This window comes from Hyphomonas sp., from assembly GCF_037969335.1.
GTDB lineage: Bacteria > Pseudomonadota > Alphaproteobacteria > Caulobacterales > Hyphomonadaceae > Hyphomonas.
In genome coordinates this window covers 1-16,050 of record NZ_JBBKXE010000047.1, presented here as the reverse complement: position 1 = coordinate 16,050, position 16,050 = coordinate 1, and the positions used below count along the sequence as shown (strand labels likewise).

At 60.6% G+C, this 16,050-nt stretch carries 14 protein-coding genes; 9 read left to right on the top strand and 5 right to left on the bottom strand.

Annotation, left to right across the window (positions count from 1 at the left end):
* From AADA04_RS03510 to maiA, 6 genes are all read left to right on the top strand, one after another.
* Positions 1–356 (top strand): OmpA family protein (locus AADA04_RS03510; RefSeq protein ID WP_340691851.1); only part of this gene is annotated, 356 nt, incomplete at its 5' end.
* A 111-nt stretch (positions 357–467) separates the two neighbouring features.
* Entirely contained in the window at positions 468–1,727 is a 1,260-nt protein-coding gene (locus AADA04_RS03505) for a hydrolase (protein ID WP_340691850.1), read from the top strand.
* A gap of 1 nt (position 1,728) precedes the next feature.
* Entirely contained in the window at positions 1,729–2,769 is a 1,041-nt protein-coding gene (locus tag AADA04_RS03500) for an arginine N-succinyltransferase (RefSeq protein ID WP_340691849.1), read from the top strand.
* Positions 2,769–4,223, top strand: a complete 1,455-nt coding sequence (gene astD, locus AADA04_RS03495; RefSeq protein ID WP_340691848.1) for a succinylglutamate-semialdehyde dehydrogenase — start codon at positions 2,769–2,771, stop codon at positions 4,221–4,223. The genes AADA04_RS03500 and astD overlap by 1 nt, the downstream gene beginning before the upstream one ends.
* Complete coding sequence (locus AADA04_RS03490; RefSeq protein ID WP_340691847.1) at positions 4,220–5,539, top strand: N-succinylarginine dihydrolase; 1,320 nt, start codon at positions 4,220–4,222, stop codon at positions 5,537–5,539. Before astD ends, AADA04_RS03490 begins: the two co-directional genes overlap by 4 nt.
* 17 nt (positions 5,540–5,556) lie before the next feature.
* A complete protein-coding gene (maiA, locus tag AADA04_RS03485; RefSeq protein ID WP_340691846.1) occupies positions 5,557–6,204 on the top strand; it encodes a maleylacetoacetate isomerase in 648 nt (215 codons plus the stop codon).
* Here maiA and AADA04_RS03480 read toward each other — a convergent pair.
* The 3 genes from AADA04_RS03480 to AADA04_RS03470 are packed head-to-tail and all read right to left on the bottom strand — an operon-like array spanning position 6,201 to position 8,357.
* Entirely contained in the window at positions 6,201–7,034 is an 834-nt protein-coding gene (locus AADA04_RS03480) for a hypothetical protein (protein WP_340691845.1), read from the bottom strand. The two genes, maiA and AADA04_RS03480, sit on opposite strands and share 4 nt — an antisense overlap.
* Before the next feature lie 26 nt (positions 7,035–7,060).
* Complete coding sequence (locus tag AADA04_RS03475) at positions 7,061–7,444, bottom strand: DUF6285 domain-containing protein (protein ID WP_340691844.1); 384 nt, start codon at positions 7,442–7,444, stop codon at positions 7,061–7,063.
* Between the two features lies 1 nt (position 7,445).
* A complete protein-coding gene (locus AADA04_RS03470; RefSeq protein ID WP_340691843.1) occupies positions 7,446–8,357 on the bottom strand; it encodes a phosphotransferase family protein in 912 nt (303 codons plus the stop codon).
* Between the two features lie 172 nt (positions 8,358–8,529).
* Here AADA04_RS03470 and AADA04_RS03465 point away from each other — a divergent pair, with 172 nt between their 5' ends.
* A complete protein-coding gene (locus AADA04_RS03465; RefSeq protein WP_340691842.1) occupies positions 8,530–9,258 on the top strand; it encodes a DUF502 domain-containing protein in 729 nt (242 codons plus the stop codon).
* Position 9,259: 1 nt separating this feature from the next.
* Here AADA04_RS03465 and recG read toward each other — a convergent pair whose 3' ends face one another.
* Positions 9,260–11,332: an ATP-dependent DNA helicase RecG gene (gene recG / locus AADA04_RS03460; protein WP_340691841.1), complete on the bottom strand. Its 2,073-nt coding sequence runs from the start codon at positions 11,330–11,332 to the stop codon at positions 9,260–9,262.
* Between the two features lie 34 nt (positions 11,333–11,366).
* On the opposite strand from recG, the gene AADA04_RS03455 reads away from it, so the two are divergent.
* A complete protein-coding gene (locus AADA04_RS03455; protein WP_340691840.1) occupies positions 11,367–11,693 on the top strand; it encodes a succinate dehydrogenase assembly factor 2 in 327 nt (108 codons plus the stop codon).
* A gap of 41 nt (positions 11,694–11,734) precedes the next feature.
* Positions 11,735–15,196, top strand: coding sequence for a transcription-repair coupling factor (gene mfd / locus AADA04_RS03450; RefSeq protein ID WP_340691839.1), 3,462 nt, complete (start codon positions 11,735–11,737; stop codon positions 15,194–15,196).
* On the opposite strand, the gene AADA04_RS03445 is transcribed toward mfd, so the two are convergent.
* The coding region (locus AADA04_RS03445) for a hypothetical protein (RefSeq protein ID WP_340691838.1) at positions 15,193–16,050 on the bottom strand (858 nt) is incomplete at its 5' end. The two genes, mfd and AADA04_RS03445, sit on opposite strands and share 4 nt — an antisense overlap.

Genomic DNA, 16,050 nt, shown 5'->3' with positions numbered 1-16,050 from the left:
GTGCAGGCTTGAACCAGAACTTCGTTGTCTACTTCGAGTGGGACAAAGCTGATCTGACAAGTCAGGCTGCTGCGGTTATCGACCAAGCGGTCGCGAACATCACAGCAGGTGCCGGTTGTGCACCAAGTGCCGTGTCTATTGCGGGTCACACTGATACGTCAGGCGCCAGCGCCTACAACGCCAAGCTGTCGCAGCGCCGCGCAGACATCGTGTCTTCGGCCCTCGTGTCACGCGGTGTGGATGCGACGCTCATCACCGAGACGGCAAAAGGCGAAACAGATCTTGCCAAAGCCACACGTGATGGCGTTCGTGAGCCTCTGAACCGTCGTTCGGTTGTTGAGATCACCGTTCAGTAACGGATCAACACCCAAGATTTAAACGGCCCGGCAAACTGCCGGGCCGTTTTTGTTTGTGCCGCCAACTACAGCCCACTTGCCCCGCATCGTTACCTATGAAACCAAGTAGCCATGAACGATCTTTCCAGACTGACGAATGACGACAAGGATGCACGCGAACGCATCGAATCTGCTGCCGCTGATATGCTGGCCCGCGCTTGCGCGTGGTCAGACATGAATACGGGCAGCTGGAATATCGAGGGACTGAACGCCTTTTCCGGCGTGCTCGCGAATGCGTTTTCCGAACTCGACGCGGATATCCGGCTCCAGGAAGCCCCGGGTTTCGAAACGATCGACTCGTCGGGCAAGATTCAGACAATTCACACCGCCCCTATTTTGCGGGCATCAGCGCGAACAGCGGCCCCGGTCCAGGTTGTCCTTACCGGCCACTACGATACCGTATTTCCGAAAGGAACATTTGAAGGCGTTACAGACCTTGGCGATGGTCGTCTCAACGGGCCGGGACTCGCTGACATGAAAGGTGGTCTTTGCGTTATGCTGGAAGCCTTGAAGACATTTGAGGCCGGACCATTTCGTGATCGCATCGGCTACCAGATCGTCATCACGCCAGACGAGGAAATCGGGAATCACGCCAGTTCGGGAGCACTGACCGAAGCGGCACGATCAGGCGCTCATATCGGCATGACCTACGAGCCCGCGATGGACACTGGCGCGATGGCCGGCGGACGCAAAGGCTCAGCTGTATTCGACATCGTGCTTCACGGAAAAGCGGCGCATGCGGGCCGGGCCAAGGAAGAAGGGCGAAGCGCGATTGAAGCCGCTGCTGAACTCGTCGTCGCTTTGGAAGGCCTCAACGGCAAACGTGATGGTGTGACCTTCAATGTCGGCGTCATCGAAGGTGGCGGCGCGGTCAATATTGTACCCGATCTGGCCATCGTCCGATTTGGCGCACGCGCGCCTGACGCTGCAGCGGCAGCCTGGGCAACGGATTCCGTCGATCGGCTCTTTGCGCACGCCACGTCAAGGCCCGGCATTACGGGACACGTTCACGGAGGATTCTATCGCCCGCCCAAGCCGCGAAACACAGCGCAGCAGGCCATTTTCTCGGCTGTGCACGCAACTGGTCAGGCGATTGGTCTGGATCTCGAATTCATCGACACAGGCGGTGTCTGCGAAGGAAACAACATCTTTGCTGCTGGCGTGCCCAATGTCGATACGCTCGGCGTTCGCGGTGGCCGGATTCATTCACACGAAGAATTCGTCGTGACCGAAAGCTTTGCGGAACGGGCCACACTGTCAGCCCTGCTTCTGAACCGACTGGCGGATGGGCGTATGGATGGTCCGCGCATCAAGGCGATGATGGAGAACTGAAATGCCCAGCGCCTATCTGATGCGTCCGTCGCGACTTGATGATTTTGATGCGCTGATGGAGCTCGCCCGTCAATCAGGGCCCGGGTTTACGAGTTTGCCCGTCGATGAATCGATCATGCGCGAGCGTCTGGAGAAGTCGGAACGCGCGTTCAACGGTCTCCAGAAGCGCATCGAATACGGCAAATACCTGCTGATGATGGAGGACGTCGAAACTGGCGAAGTCGTCGGTTGCTCGGCCGTAAAAGCGGGCACCGGGATAGACCAGCCATTTTTCAATTACCGCGTCATTACGCTCGCCCAGGCGAGCCATTCAGCCGGCAACATGCGCTTCGACATGGACGCACTTATCCTGACGAATGAATATGTCGGCTACACTGAAGTCGGCACGCTGTTCCTGAAGCCCGAACATCGCGGTGGGGGAGCTGGGCGGCTCGCCGCCCAGTCGCGCTACCTGCTGATGGCTGCCGCCCCCGAACGGTTCAGCGAACACGTGCTCGCTGAACTGCGCGGCGTAGTAGACGACGATGGCCGGTCGCCGTTCTGGGAATGTCTGGGACGCCACTTCTTCCGCATGGATTTCACGGAAGCCGACCGCCTTTCGGCAACAACCGATAATCAGTTCATCCTCGATCTCATGCCAAAATATCCGATTTATGTGGACCTCCTGCCGCCGGAGGCGCGCGAAGTCATCGGTCGTTGTCATTCCGAAGGCGTCGGCGCCTACAAATTGTTGCAATGGGAAGGATTCCAGTTCGACCGGACGGTCGATATATTCGACGGCGGACCTTTGGTTGCGGCGCAGCGCCGACACCTTAGAACCATTCAGGAAAGCCGGATCGTGACGCTCAAGGCCGGAGACGTTTCGGGCCGCGCCGATGCGAAGCAGGGGCTCGTGTCCAGCAATGTGCTCCCCGATTTCCGTGTAACTCTCGCGACGATGGTGGTCGACGACGATAACGTCGCGACCCTGTCACCCTCTATCATCGAAGCCCTTCAATTGAAGCCGGGCGCTGAAGCGCGCATCTGGCTACGGAGCAAGTAATGGCAGCTGGCGTTTATATTGACGGTAAATGGTCTGAGGGCAGCGGCCCGCGTTTCGAAAACACTTGCCCCGCGACAGGCGAGAAAGTGTGGGAAGGCAGCTCTGCCGGCCCGGACGAGGTAAACGCTGCGGTCAACTCGGCGCGAAAAGCCTTTGCGCATTGGTCCAGATTGCCACAGGGCGACCGAACGTCGGTCATGGAGCGGTATGCTGAGGAAATCGCGAAGCGTACGGACGCCATCGCAACCACCATCAGTCGCGACATGGGCAAGGTTCTCTGGGAGACACGGGCCGAAGCCGCGACAATGAAAGCGAAAGTCGCTGTGTCGATCGCCGCGCAGAACGAGCGCGCAGGTTCAAAATTCGAAACGGCGCCATTCGGATCCTCGCACCTTACCCATCGTGCTCACGGCGTGATGGCCGTATTCGGGCCCTTCAACTTTCCAGGCCACCTGCCAAACGGTCATATCGTGCCCGCCCTTCTTGCGGGCAACACGTGTGTATTCAAGCCATCCGAACTCGCACCCGGCGTTGCGGCGCACATGGCCGAAGCCTTCGAAGCGGCGGGCCTGCCCGAAGGCTGCCTGAACATTGTTCATGGTGCCCGTGAAACCGGAGGCGCTCTGCTCAACGCAGACATCAATGGTCTTCTGTTCACAGGCTCAGCCAATACAGGCGTCTTCTTCCACAAGCATTTTGCGGGTCGCCCCGACGTGATTCTGGCGCTGGAGATGGGTGGCAACAATCCACTCATCATCTGGGATCCCGCAAGCGTCGAGGCGGCAGCGGACATTGCCGCCCAGTCCAGCTTTCTCACGACCGGACAACGCTGCTCCTGTGCCCGCAGGATCATCCTGCCCGAAGGCAGGTTCGGCGACGACGTCATTGAAGCCATTGTTGCGCGCGCCAAGGCCCTCAAGATCGGCTCCTGGGACGAAGAAGGCGTATTCATGGGGCCACTCGTGTCTGAGGCCGCCGCACAAGCCACGACAGACTTCCAGATGATGCTGTCAAAAGCGGGCGGGAAATCGCTACGGCGCCTGAAGCGTATGGACCGGGGCGGTGGTTTCGTGACCGCTGGTGTCATCGACGTGACAGAAGCGCACCATATTCCCGACGAAGAGCTTTTCGGGCCGCTGATGCAGGTCGTCAGGGTCAAGACTTTCGACGAGGCGCTGCAACGCGCTAACGCGACCCGCTATGGTCTCTCTGGTGGCCTGGTCAGCGACGACGATGCGCTATGGGTCAAGGCACACCGGGAAATGCGGGCCGGCATCCTGAATCGCAACAGGCCAACGGCTGGCGCCAGCGGCGCAATGCCATTCGGCGGCCCCGGCCTGTCGGGCAACTTCCGCCCCGGAGCATATTACGCCGCAGACTATTGTGCATGGCCACAGGCAAGCCAGGTCTCTGACACCGCTCAGCGCATGGGGGCGCAAGGCTTTCCGCAATGACCGCTTTTGAAGTCAATTTCGATGGCCTGATCGGTCCATCACACAATTACGGCGGCCTGTCCGACGGCAACCTTGCAAGCGCAACGCATGCGGGAGCCGTTTCCAATCCCCGCGAAGCAGCCCTTCAAGGCCTCGAGAAGATGCGGATGATGTTACGCTCGGGGCTCGTGCAAGGCGTCCTGCCTCCGCTACCGCGACCCAACTTCGATTTCCTCGTCTCGGCAGGTTTCGGAGGCACCGACGCCCAGATCATCGAATCGGCTGCACGGGTTGCCCCACATTTGCTCAAGGCAGCGTATTCTGCCAGCAGCATGTGGACGGCAAATGCCGCCACTGTGTCGCCATCGGCAGACTCTGCGGACGGGCGTCTGCACTTCACGACGGCCAATCTTTCGACAATGCTTCATCGCAGTATCGAACACCCGGACACGACGGCGACATTGATTTCGCTCTTCGACAACGAAGACCATTTTGCCGTGCATTCGGCGCTGCCGATGCATCCTGACTTTGCCGACGAGGGCGCCGCCAACCATGTCCGTCTTTGTGCCGAGCACGGCGCAGCTGGCGTCGAGCTGTTTGTATTTGGCCGGTTGGCTGGAGAAAGCACGCTGGGATTTCCGGCCCGTCAGAGCCGACTTGCAAGTGAGTCCGTGATTCGGGGACACGCGCTGGCTTCCAACCGCTCGGTACTCTTGCGCCAATCAGTCGATGCGATAGACTCAGGCGCATTCCACAATGATGTCGTTTGCGTCGGCGCACTGGATACGCTGTTTTTTCACGAACTGGCCTTTGATGACACGAAAGCCGCGCTTGCCGCCATTCGCCAGGCAGCGGATGGCCTGTTCGAATTGAAACCGGTCATGGTGGCGGATGCGGAAGTCCCGATCTCCGATGCCATACGGTCCTATTTGTTCAATTCCCAGCTTGTCCAGATGCCGGGCGAGGATCGTCTGGTTTTGATTGCGCCCACCGAAACGCAGGAGATGGAATCAACCCGCGTATTCTGTGAGAAAATGGTCTCGGGAAACGGCCCGATCGGTCGCGTCGAATATGTCGATGTCCGCCAGTCCATGCACAATGGCGGTGGCCCGGCCTGCCTGCGACTGCGTGTCGTGATGACGGAGGCAGAAATCAATGCCTGCCATCAGGGCGTTCTTCTGGACGAGGAAGCCATCGACGAACTGCAGGACGTCGTAACGGCGACCTACCGGGACCGCCTCGCGCCGTCAGACCTTGCAGACCCGAAATTCGCAGACGAATGCCGTGCGGCGCGGGAACAGCTCCTTGCGGTGCTTGACCTCGAGTCCCTCGCCTGAACGACAGGAGATAAAGCATGCTGAAACTCTATGACTATTGGCGGTCCTCGGCAGCTTACAGGGTGCGTATTGCGTTGAACCTGAAAGAGGCGCGATACGAGAGTGTGCCGGTGAACATCGCACCCGGACAAGACGAGCAATTGCAGGACACTTATCGGCTCATCAATCCTCAGATGCGTGTACCGTCCATCGAAGTGGACGGCCGCATCGCAGGACAATCACTGGCCGTCATCGAATGGATTGACGAAACCATGCCGGGGCCAGCCTTGCTGCCCAAAGACCCTTGGGTGCGTCTTCAGGCGCGCGCCTTCGCAGACACGATCGCGTGTGACATTCACCCCCTGAACAACCTGTCGGTGCTCGCCGCGCTGAGGCAGGACTTTGGCGCAGACGATGCCGCAGTGAAGGATTGGTATCAGGATTGGATCAGGCGCGGTTTCCTTGCGCTTGAATCGATTGCACAAGACTTGCCTGAAACACGCCTTCTGTTTGGTGACGAACCGACGATCGCGGAAATCTGCCTCGTGCCCCAGGTCGCCAATGCAAGGCGTTTCGATATGGACCTGACCGCCTATCCGCGTCTTGTCGAAGTCGATGCAGCCTGCCGCGAAATCGCGGCGTTCGCGCGCGCGGCGCCCGAAGCTCAGATCCGACCTTCAGCCTAGTTGTCGTCTTCGGCCCGTTTCGCATCCGTATCGCCGGGGCGGCGAATATCGATTATCTCGACTTCTTCCAGAGAACCAAGCGGCTCAGCCGTTTTGGCGACGTTGGCTTCCAGCCACGCGGTAAGGCCCGCGAGGCTCTCGCCGCCGACAGGCGTGTCTTGTGATACGATCATCATACCGTCCTGACGGCCGATTCTGACGACCGGTTCGCAGGTATCTTCCGTATCGTATTGGTCGGGACAATAGGACATCAGGGCATCAGGCGCAGATGGCACCAGCGCTATGGCTGGAAACGGTGCGTTCGCGCCCTTGGCGCGCGTAAGCCGCAGGAAGCCACCGAACCGGGCACGAAGCGCAGCGTCTGTTTTCAAGGATGAGAGCATTTCCGGGGGAAGGGCGTGATCGGTCGCGATGACGAAGGCGCGGCCACGATTATGCGTACGCACATAGGACCGAAACGCTGCTGCCAGATCGGTTGCTTCGTCCGCTTTGCGATAAAGCGGCGCGTAGACCGGACCGATCAATGACAATGATGCGGCGAGCCACCCGGACTGTTCTTTGGCGTGATTGGTCTGGGATAAAAGGTCCGCTTCCGATCGAGGATCCAATCCGGTGCCCGGTCCAACCAGGATGACATCGACGGCCCAACCATCTTTCCAGACTGGTGCGGGAGATTCGGCAGGAAGGGCGGCCCAGCTATCATTCGTGCGATAGTCAAATGCCGACAGGGCGATTGGGACGCCGGGCACGAAAAATGTCCGGTAAGCCCATGGACCCAATCCGATGCCGAGAATGACCAGAATCCCGAGAATCAAAAACACGCGTTTCATCTGGGGTCCTGACGCCTCTCTTGCTTTCAGGCGGGCTTGGAGAGCTCGGCCTTCAGTCCGGAATAGTTCGGTTGGTCGATAGACAACTGGGCAATAGTGGTCGTTTTGAGGTGCGCGAACAAGCCGGGTGTTGCAGCGTCCATCTCGCCATCCCGAATGCGGGCGCACAGGTCCCGGTTCATGGCGTCGAGCGTGGCCGTCGGAGCAGCCTTGAGGATTGCCCGGAGTCGCGAAGCTTCCTCAGCTTCGGCGGCCGGCCGTTGCTCGAGTTCCCGCAGCAAGGTGGCGAGCACGTTCGATGCGACCCGGGCATGGAACGCCGCATGGCCCGTAAGTTGCGGCGCCGCGGCGTCGTCAATGAACAACTTTACCGCTGTGATGATTTCGGAAGGCGAGGGGGCGTCATGCATGTCAGATCGCCTTTTCGAGGAGGTTGAGGAGATCGATCTCGGTTTCCGACACGCGCCGGCCTATGGCCGCACGCTCGACACTCGGGTCGCCACCCGACCGGAAGGCTTCATACATGATCATGCACATGATGCCCCATTTGAGGCTTCCCATGGTTTCCCACCAGTCGATTTCGCGGGCATCGAAACGTGTGCCGCCAGCGGCCGCATAGGCGTCGAGCAATTCATCCAGCTCACCAAATCCGCCAACACGATGCGCGATCTGGCCGAACCGCCAGGAATTGACGCAAATCCAGGCAATGTCTTCGCGGGGGTCGCCAATGTGCGAGAGCTCCCAGTCCAGAACCGATGCGAGGCCCTGTTCATCGACGATCAGGTTCCCCAGTCGGAAGTCGCCATGCACCAGCACCGGGGGTTGCGGTGCGGGTTCATTCGCCTTCAGCCAGGCAAAGGCCAGTTCGAATACCGGACGCGGCAGGTCAAAGGTGCGATAGATGTTTTCATACTTCTTGATCTGGTCGGCGCCATCGCTCCGCGGCAATTCGGGTAGCGTGTCAATATCCACCGCGTGAATGCCCGCCAGCGCTTCGCCACATTGTTTCGAAAGCACGGGACGGGCTGCCTTGTAGGCGTCGTCGCGCAAGATCTTCCGGCCCAGCGTCTCACCTTCGATGCGGTGCATGATGAAGGCCTCGCCTACATCGCTGCCCGGTTCAAACACGCCCAGCACGCCCGGCACAGGCACGCCTGCCATGTCAGCGCAGGCAAGTAGCGCAGATTCGGTTTGCAGCGTGATCGCCTCGGACGACCGCGCCACCGATTCGCCGCCCGGTGCGCGCCGGAGAATGAGCCGATGGGTCGCCCCGCCATCGACAACTTCGAACGCCCACGTTTCCTGGCTCGCGCCACCGGACAAGCGCTTTAAATCCGCTATTCGCGCCGTATCGCCAAAATCGCGACGCGCCCAGCTTTCCAAAGCTCTTTCAATCTGATCATTACTTCCCATCTTGGCCACAATTGCGCGGAACAAGGGGCTCGCCAAGGTATTACCCCGAGGAACCTTGCGGATCGACAATGGGAGGGGCCGAATGGCTCGACGGAAAGACCACCAAGGCGGCCCTTTATCGCCAGACAAACCTCACCCGAAAAGCGTGTTCGCATGGCTCCGGGGCCGGTTTTTCGCAGGCATGGTCATCGCCGCACCGATTGCGGTTACCTTCCTGATCCTTCAATTCCTGATCGGTGAAATCGACAAGCGCGTTGTCCCACTCATTCCGGCTGCCCTGAACCCCGAGACCTACCTTAAATACGCGGTTCCGGGTTTCGGACTGATTGTGCTTGTCGTGTTCCTGACAATTCTGGGCGGCATCGCAACCAATCTGATCGGCCGGTCAGTCATCGGAATCGGCGATCGCATTCTCAGCCAGGTCCCGGTCGTTCGTTCGCTCTATTCAGCGTTCAAGCAGCTCGTGGAAGTCTTCGCCAAGGACAATACAGACCAGTTCAGCGAAGTTGTCCTGATCGAATATCCGAAAGCGGGCACATGGTGCCTTGGATTCGTGTCCTCGCCCGCCAAGGGCGAGATTGGCTCCGCCCTCGGCCCGGATTTCCTCGGCATCTTCGTGCCCACGACTCCCAATCCCACATCGGGTTTTCTGATGTATGTCGAATCGAAAGAGATCATCCGCTTGAAAATGACCGTCGAGGAGGGCGCGAAGATGATCCTGTCGGCTGGACTCGTCGTGCCTGAGTTCCCGCCAGTCCCCAAAACGGATGCAAAGTCGGCAAAGACGCCAAAGCCTCAACGCAGCCTGTAGGTCAGTTGGAGGCGGCCGCGTTGAGACGCGGTGTCAACAATTCCCGGACGAGCCGCAAGGCCTGGCCGCGCGAGCCGACGAGGTCCGGGTCGGCATCCACGACGGCGGTCGCATCTTTCTTGGCGATGGCAAGCAGTTCGGCATGACGAGATAAGTCGATAATGCGATAATCAGTTGCCCCGGCTTGGCGAATTCCCAGCATGTCTCCAGGGCCGCGCAGCTTGAAATCAGCCTCGGCAATCTCGAAGCCATCTTCCGTCCGGCGCAGGGTTTCAAGCCGCTCGCGGGCCATGTCGCCAAGCGGTGGGCGGTACAGCAGCAGGCAAAATGACGGCTTGTCACCCCGGCCGACCCGTCCGCGCAATTGGTGCAGCTGCGCCAGGCCAAAGCCTTCCGCCCGCTCGATCACCATGATGGTCGCTTCGGGCACGTCCACACCAACTTCGATCACTGTTGTTGCCACCAAAATTTTTGTCCGACCTGATCGGAAGTCTTCCAGGGCCGAGTCCTTCTCCGTTGGCTTCATCCGCCCGTGCACGAGGCCGACCGGCACACCCAATTGATCCTTCAGCGCGGCGTGGCGTCCCACGGCAGTCGAATCATCGTCATCCACATCGACCTTGGGGCATACCCAGAATGCCCGCTCGCCACGCTTGATGGCACGCCCGACGGCATCCACCACTTCGTCGATCCGCGTATCCGGCACAGCGCGGGTTTCCACCGGTTTGCGCCCCTCAGGCTTTTCATCAAGGATCGTCACGTCCAGATCGCCGTGGACGGCCTGCGCCAGCGTCCTTGGTATCGGCGTCGCACTCATCACCAGCATATGCGGTGACACGGCTTTGCCGACCAGGCGCATGCGGTCCTGCACCCCGAACCGGTGCTGCTCATCGACAATGATCAGGCCGAGATTACGGAAGACGACGGATTCCTGGAACAGCGCGTGGGTCCCGGCAATGACCTGGATAGATCCATCCGCGAGTCCCAGAAGCGTGCCCTCGCGCGCCGCGCCCTTGTCACGCCCCGTCAACGACGCAACCGTGTAGCCGAGAGGAGACAGGAACTTGTCGAGCGTTTCATACTGCTGCCGCGCCAGCACTTCCGTCGGCGCCATGAACGCAGACTGGAACCCGCCCGCCGCAGCCTGTACCGCCGCCATGGCCCCGACGAGCGTCTTGCCGGATCCGACATCGCCCTGCAGCATGCGCCGCATGGGGGACTGGCTCGACATGTCGTCGCTGATCTCGGCGACAGCACGGACCTGGGCACCGGTTTGCCGAAAGGGCAGGCTGCGCGCGAGGCGTGACTGGGCCACCTGAGCCTTCGGAATCGGTGGCGCATTGCGCCGTTTCCGGCTCGCCCGGGCCAGCGCAAACGCCGATTCCCGGGCCAATGCTTCGTCATAGGCCAGTCGGAGGCGCGCCGCCTCGAACGCCACTTCATCATATAGGGGAGGATTATGGAGGCCGGTCAGCGCCGCCTTGAACCCCACCCAGCCTCTCTGTGCCACCAGGTGCGGGTCGCCCCATTCGGGTAAGCCATCCGGCACACTGCCGAGTGCCTGCACGGCAAGCGCGTGGACACGCTTGTTGGTTAGTCCGGCGGTCAGGCCGTAGATGGGTTCGACTTCCGGTGGACGCTCACCCTTCGCGGGGTCCAGAATATAGTCGGGATGGGTCATCTGGCGTTCGCCATTGAAATCTTCGACACGTCCCGAGACAATTCGCGTCGAACCGATCGGGAACTGCCCCTGCAGCCAACGTCCGTCCGCACGAAAGAAGGCCAGCGTCAGGAACCCCGTCCCGTCGAACAATTGGATGCGATGGGGCGCCTTGTCCGAATGAGGCGCCTGATAGGCTTGCACCTCTCCCTGGACCGTCGCAACTTCGCCGAAAACGACCTGATCGAAGCTCGCCCGAACACGGCGATCGACCCATCGTTCAGGCAGGTGGAGCAACAGGTCCCAGAGCGTGTCGCCGTCGACCAGCCGTTCAAGCAACGGTTTCAGCTTCGGACCCACGCCTGTCAGCGTTTCCAGCCCGGCAAACATTGGAAAAAGTCTTTCATCCCGCATGGCGCGACACTAAGCGCGCGGACTTGAGCGCACAATGCGTGGTTTACGGGCCACGCCAGCAGACTATATCCTTGGCGGGCAACAGATGCTGGAGCATGTGATGGAAACGCGACGCCGCAAATTGACGTTCCGGGCCTGGCGGCGCGGTTTCCGGGAAATGGACCTGTACATGGGTTCCTTTGCCGACAAATTCCTGCCGGACTTCGACGAATCGCAACTCGATGAGTTCGAACGCCTGCTGGCGGTGCCGGACTGGGATGTTTACGCATGGCTGATTGGGCAGAAGGACGTCCCTGACAAACACAAGGGTCCGGTGCTGGACCAGCTGGTCGCTTTCCGCTACGCCGCGCAAGCTGGTTAATCATCAGCCGCGCCCTGAAACGTACCTTGTCAAAGATCCTGATGACCCCAGTCGACCTTCTCAAGTCCTTGAGCGGACCGGCCAGCTTTGCCGGTGCGCCCTTTGGCGCAGACCTCATCACGTTCTGTCGCGCGCTTGAGGCGCGGGGCGGGGTAGGCCTCTATGTCGCCCGTGATGACAAGAGCGCGAACACGGCCCGCCGCCTTGCCCAGTTTATCTCACCCCGCCTCGACTGCGTCGACCTGCCGGGATGGGATACGTTGCCCTACGATCGGATCAGCCCCACACCCGGCGTCGCAGCGCGCCGGTGTGCCGGTCTTGCCCGGCTTGCCCGATATGAATCCTCACAGGGCCCACTCCTGGTCATTACGACGGCGACTTCACTGGTGCAGCGCGTACCACCTGTCTCGACATTGCGCCGCGCATCCTTCTCGGTGTCCGTTGGCCAGTCCGTCAGCCAGAAGGATCTGACAGAATATCTCTCCGTGAATGGCTATGTCAGGGCCGGCACAGTGCGCGAACACGGTGAGTTCGCGATTCGCGGTGGTATCATCGACATTTTCCCGCCGACTTCGGGCGAGCCCTACCGGTTGGACTTCTTCGGCGACACGCTGGAAACCCTGCGGACCTTCGACACGGAGACGCAACGCTCCACGGGTGATGCGCGTTCGGTCGCGTTCGCACCGGTTAGCGAGATCCTGTTTGATGACACGATCCTCAGCGGGTTTCGGGAAAACTACCTTGCGAAATTCGGGCCTCCCTCTGGCGATCAGATGTACGAATCAGCCCGGGCCTCAATTCGGCGGCAGGGCGTCGAAGCCTGGCTCCCGCTGTTTCATGACCATCTCGAAACCATCTTTGATTATATTGGCGATGGCGCCTTGGTCGGCTTTGGGCATTTGTCTGCCGAAGCCGCATCCGAGCGCCTCGCCCAGGCGCTGGACTATTACTCCGCGCGCCTTGATGCAGCTGGCGGTGATCCCAGAGTAGCCAGGGTGCTGGCGCCGTCCGATCTCTTTCTGGAATCCTCGGAGCTCGATCAGCTACTTTCAACCCACGCCGTCGTCCGCTTCAGTCCCGCAGAAGCCACAGGCGGCGCCTATGACATGGGCGCCCGGCTTGGTCGGGACTTCGCACCGGAACGCCTGCGTCCGGACGAAAATATCTTCGAAGCTGCGATCGCGCATGCAAAGGCCTTGTACGCGTCCGGCAAGCCGGTTGCCTTCGCAGCCTGGTCAGCTGGGTCTGCCGATCGCCTGATCAATGTCATGGCCGACCATGGCCTGCCTGATCTGGTTCAAGTCCACTCGCTCGAAGCCGTGCGCAAGACTGATTTTACCGTCGTCGAGGTTCCACTCGAGTCCGGATTTGTGACTCCCGATCTTGCGGTAATTTCCGAAGCGGACATTCTGGGTGACCGGCTCGCGGCCCCGCGACGTCGCCGTAAGTCAGCGAGCTTCATTACGGATGCAGCGGCCCTGTCGCCGGACGATCTCGTTGTCCATGTCGATCACGGTGTCGGTCGCTATATCGGCTTGAAGACACTCGACCTCACTGGCGCGCCGCACGATTGCCTCCAGCTCGAATATGCCGGCGGAGACATGATCTTCCTCCCGGTCGAAAACATTGACCTGATCAGCCGCTACGGCTCGGAAGAATCTGAAAGCCAGCTTGATCGCCTCGGCGGTGCCGGCTGGCAGACCCGCAAGGCCAAGGCCAAGAAGCGCATCCTCGAGATGGCCGCAGAACTCATGGCCATTGCTGCAGAGCGCGCCCTGAAGCGTGCTGACGTGCTTGCGGCCGGGCAGGGGATGTATGAAGAGTTCGCGGCCCGTTTCCCCTATGAGGAAACAGATGACCAGCTGAACGCGATCGAAGACGTGTTGGGAGATCTGGCGTCAGGCAGGCCGATGGACCGCCTCGTCTGCGGTGACGTGGGCTTCGGCAAGACGGAAGTCGCCTTGCGCGCTGCGTTCATGGCAGCGATGAGCGGCAAACAGGTCGCAGTAATCGCGCCGACAACTTTGCTGGCCCGCCAGCATTTCAAGACATTCTCCGAGCGGTTTGCCGGCTGGCCGCTCAAGGTGCGCCACCTGTCCCGGCTGGTCGGGCAGCGCGAGACTGTCGAAACGCGCGACGGATTGGCAGACGGTAGTGTCGATGTCGTCATCGGTACGCACGCCCTTCTCGCCAAGGGAATGGACTTCAAGCGGCTCGGCCTGCTCGTTGTTGATGAAGAGCAGCGCTTCGGCGTGAAGCACAAGGAGCGCCTGAAGGAACTGAAGGCCGACGTCCATGTGCTGACCCTGTCGGCCACGCCCATCCCGCGTACGCTCCAGATGGCGCTTACCGGCATTCGCGACCTCTCCATCATCGCAACGCCGCCGGTCGACCGCCTCGCTGTGCGGACTTACATAACCGAAGAAGACACCGTCACGCTTCGCGAAGCCTTGCTGCGCGAGAAGTATCGCGGCGGGCAGGCCTTCTTCGTGGCACCGCGCATCCAGGATCTCGACAAGCTGGAGAACTTCCTGTCGGCACAGGTGCCCGAAGTGTCCTTCGTCGTCGCCCACGGCCAGATGGCTGCGGGTGAACTCGAAGACATCATGAACGCGTTCTACGACGGAAAATATGACGTCCTCCTGTCCACGACCATCGTTGAAAGCGGGCTCGACATCCCGCGCGCCAACACGCTGATCATCCACCGCGCCGACATGTTCGGCCTGGCCCAGCTCTACCAGCTGCGCGGACGCGTCGGCCGGTCGAAGCTGCGCGCCTATGCCTATTTTACCACGCCGCGCGACAAGGTCGTGACCGAAATGGCCGAAAAGCGCCTGAAAGTCCTGCAGTCTCTCGACAGCCTCGGTGCCGGCTTCCAGCTTGCAAGCCACGATCTCGACATGCGCGGCTCGGGCAACCTGCTCGGCGACCAGCAGTCCGGCCAGGTGCGGGAAGTGGGCGTCGAGCTCTATCAGTCCATGCTTGAAGATGCCGTCAAGGCGCTTCAGTCGGGCGCACACGGCGAAGACGAAGTCGTCGATGACTGGTCGCCACAGATCAATCTCGGCGTTGCCGTCCTGATACCCGAAGACTATGTCGAAGACCTCACGATCCGTCTGTCGCTGTACCGGCGCCTCGCCGATATCAGCACGGCGTCCGACCGTGAGTCATTCGCCGCCGAACTCATTGACCGGTTTGGTCCGCTCCCGGAGGCAACACGGCAATTGCTGGAGGTCACCGCGATCAAGGTCCAGTGCAAGGCGCTCGGCATCTCGAAGCTGGACTCCGGCATCAAAGGCGCTGTCTTTGCCTTCCGGCCGGATACGATCATGGATCCGGCGCGCTTGATGGAACTCGTCCGCACCCGTCCGAATGTGTTGAAACTCCGCCCGGATTCCAAGCTCGTCCATTCCGGACTGGGCGGCGAACCGGAACGTCGACTGGTCAGCGTCAAGGCCTTCCTCAAGGAGCTGGAATCCGTCTCCGGCCTTATATCGGCCTAGGCTGCGTCCAGACGCATGAACGGGCCGGACAGGGCCGTTTCGAGCAGGTCTTTCGCCGTATGAGAGCTGCGCTTTTCGACAACCCGCCAATTGAGCGCGATGCCGGCGAGGTCGGGCGCGTCCAAAACGGCTTCGGCGATCCGGTTGGCAAGCCGGATACCGCCGCGATAAGGCGTCATTGGCATCGACACCGCAATCGTACCGGTTTCGACGATAGCGGCGCAGTCGGTTTCTCGCAAAAGAGGCGCCAAACAACTAGCGAACGCTGCCAGTGCCTGAGCATCGGCCCGGCGCGCGCCAACCAGTTTCAAAGTCATGACAGACAAGGCGTCGGCCCTTTGGTCTGAAACGAGCATCTGGCGTTCAAGATGGGCCACAAGAAACGCGCTTGAGAACAAACCGGTCGCGTCATCACGTACGCCGCGTGTGATTGATGACGCCGCTCTCGCGGGGATCATAGCGAGATACTTCCGCGCCAGGGTTTCAATGCGCCCCACCACATCCGGCTCCGGGTCCTGGCACTCGACGATTTCATCAGCGCGTGACAGCAGGTCCTGCGCATCATCCGGAACACGCTTGTCACCATCGATCAGTGCAAGAATGGGCAGGCCGTTGAGCAATTCGCCCGGCGCGTCTGCGTCCAGCAAACGCGTACTATTGTCGCTGGCCGAGGTCAGGTCGATCAGCGCCGCCGAGAATTTACGCGTCGACAAGAAGTCGTTCACCGTGATGCGCGTCAGCGCCGCCGTCACGGATACGCCTCGCGCGTTCAGCGCATTTTGCAGGGACAGGAACAGCGGCGAACTCTGGCCAAGATAGAGGACTTCCGGAGCGGCATCGGGCGGCGGGCCGGA

Coding starts and splice junctions, on each gene's coding strand:
- AADA04_RS03505 (WP_340691850.1), top strand. CDS start 468: ATGAACGATCTTTCCAGACTGACGAATGACGACAAGGATGCACGCGAA.
- AADA04_RS03500 (WP_340691849.1), top strand. CDS start 1,729: ATGCCCAGCGCCTATCTGATGCGTCCGTCGCGACTTGATGATTTTGAT.
- astD (WP_340691848.1), top strand. CDS start 2,769: ATGGCAGCTGGCGTTTATATTGACGGTAAATGGTCTGAGGGCAGCGGC.
- AADA04_RS03490 (WP_340691847.1), top strand. CDS start 4,220: ATGACCGCTTTTGAAGTCAATTTCGATGGCCTGATCGGTCCATCACAC.
- maiA (WP_340691846.1), top strand. CDS start 5,557: ATGCTGAAACTCTATGACTATTGGCGGTCCTCGGCAGCTTACAGGGTG.
- AADA04_RS03480 (WP_340691845.1), bottom strand. CDS start 7,034: ATGAAACGCGTGTTTTTGATTCTCGGGATTCTGGTCATTCTCGGCATC.
- AADA04_RS03475 (WP_340691844.1), bottom strand. CDS start 7,444: ATGCATGACGCCCCCTCGCCTTCCGAAATCATCACAGCGGTAAAGTTG.
- AADA04_RS03465 (WP_340691842.1), top strand. CDS start 8,530: ATGGCTCGACGGAAAGACCACCAAGGCGGCCCTTTATCGCCAGACAAA.
- recG (WP_340691841.1), bottom strand. CDS start 11,332: ATGCGGGATGAAAGACTTTTTCCAATGTTTGCCGGGCTGGAAACGCTG.
- AADA04_RS03455 (WP_340691840.1), top strand. CDS start 11,367: ATGCGTGGTTTACGGGCCACGCCAGCAGACTATATCCTTGGCGGGCAA.
- mfd (WP_340691839.1), top strand. CDS start 11,735: ATGACCCCAGTCGACCTTCTCAAGTCCTTGAGCGGACCGGCCAGCTTT.